Here is a 1,418-nt window from a genome sequence, read left to right on the forward strand (position 1 = left end):
CTATGATCTCGAAAAAACGTGAAGTATGCGGCATATTTTTGCGCTTTTCCTTAACTTAATGGCAGTGACGCTGGAGCCTGGGAACGAGCGTGAAATTTGCAGATTTTATGCTTTAAAATCAGTATCTTAATTTTTAGACAGCCTCTTAATGCCGGGATAGTGGACACAGCCTACCCTTTCCCCTCGCCGAACCTTGTTAGCATAAAGATAACCTCTCACCGGGAGCATTTTCGTGGATAACCCCTTGTATAATAAATATTTTTATGGTTGGACCAAGCAACAGGCAGAATACTTAAGAACGGGAAAGCTGGCCCAATCCGACATCAGTCATATCGCCGAAGAAATTGAAGATATGGGGAAAAATCTAAAGCGTGAGCTTGAAAGCCGATTGAAGATACTTTTCATTCATTTGCTCAAGTAGCAGTATCAGCCCACATATCGGGGGAATAGTTGGCGCTACGTTATCGAAGAACAACGTACCGAGTTGGCCGACTATATAAACGACAACCCGAGCCTTAAATCCAAGCTGCCGGAGGCCATGCAACGCGGTTACAAATATGCCGTTAGCGGTGCCGCCAAAGAAACAGGACTCTCGAAAACCACATTTCCTGATACCTGCCCCTGGTCTTTTGAGCAGACTATGGATAACGAATTTTTCCCGGAATAGGCGGGGAACCCGCCTTATACTGATGTAGGCTGAGTAGGCAGCCACAATCCTTCCAGCTCGATGGATACTGCTTCGAACGGTGGTACGGCAACCTGGTCAGTACCGGCGAAGCGGCCGATTTCAAGCCAGTCACCGGCTTCCAGTCGGTACGCCTCCAAAGTGTGCTTGATCGGATCGATCAGCCAAGCGTATTGCACACCGTAATATGCGTATAACGGTAGCTTGATCTGGCGATCTCTGCCCTCGGTTGAAGGAGAAAGGATCTCGCAAACCCAGTCGGGGACCACCTCAAAGCGATGCTCCGTGGTTGGTGGCATCGGCATTCGCTCACGTCGCCAGCCGGCCAGGTCCGGAACGGTAACCTCATTGTCATGTACAAAGTGGACCTCTGGCTCAATAAAGATCCACCAACCACCCGGACCTCCGTTGCCTTTATGAAAAGGGCCAAGTAATTCGGCACCCAACATAAAGCCGGCAGTCGCATGCACTCCGGAAGGTCGCGGTTGGGTATAGAGCTGTCCGTTCAAGATCTCCCCGGTCATACCTTCGGACAGGGCCTCAAGGGACTCGTAGAGAGTCGGTTTGGTTTGTGGTTGCATCTTAGCCACCTGAGAGTGAGCGCCCGACGGGGGGTTACTAGCCGTTGCCCACCGCTTGAGCCAGCGAGAATTAAACGCGTATAAATCCTCCCGAGAACATGATCTTGTAGGTTGGGCAAGGGCCGTAAGATGTGGTGAGCGCAGCGAACCGC

At 50.8% G+C, this 1,418-nt stretch carries 1 protein-coding gene and 1 pseudogene; one reads left to right on the forward strand and one right to left on the reverse strand.

All coding sequences use genetic code 11. The annotated features are described in order from the left end of the window. Positions 1-232 precede the first annotated feature (232 nt). Positions 233-667, forward strand: a pseudogene (locus BQ17_RS07915) (DUF29 domain-containing protein). 14 nt (positions 668-681) lie between these two features. Here BQ17_RS07915 and BQ17_RS07920 read toward each other — a convergent pair. Beyond that, the gene (locus tag BQ17_RS07920) at positions 682-1,266 is read right to left on the reverse strand and encodes a Uma2 family endonuclease (protein ID WP_089725921.1); all 585 of its coding nucleotides are present in this window, start codon (positions 1,264-1,266) and stop codon (positions 682-684) included. Between the last annotated feature and the right edge of the window lie 152 nt (positions 1,267-1,418).

Origin of the sequence: Candidatus Thiosymbion oneisti, from assembly GCF_900092655.1 — a bacterium.
GTDB classification, from domain to species: domain Bacteria; phylum Pseudomonadota; class Gammaproteobacteria; order Chromatiales; family Chromatiaceae; genus Thiosymbion; species Thiosymbion oneisti.

Bases quoted from the DNA above. Each gene is read 5' to 3' on its own strand.
- BQ17_RS07920 (WP_089725921.1), bottom strand. From the start codon at position 1,266: ATGCAACCACAAACCAAACCGACTCTCTACGAGTCCCTTGAGGCCCTG.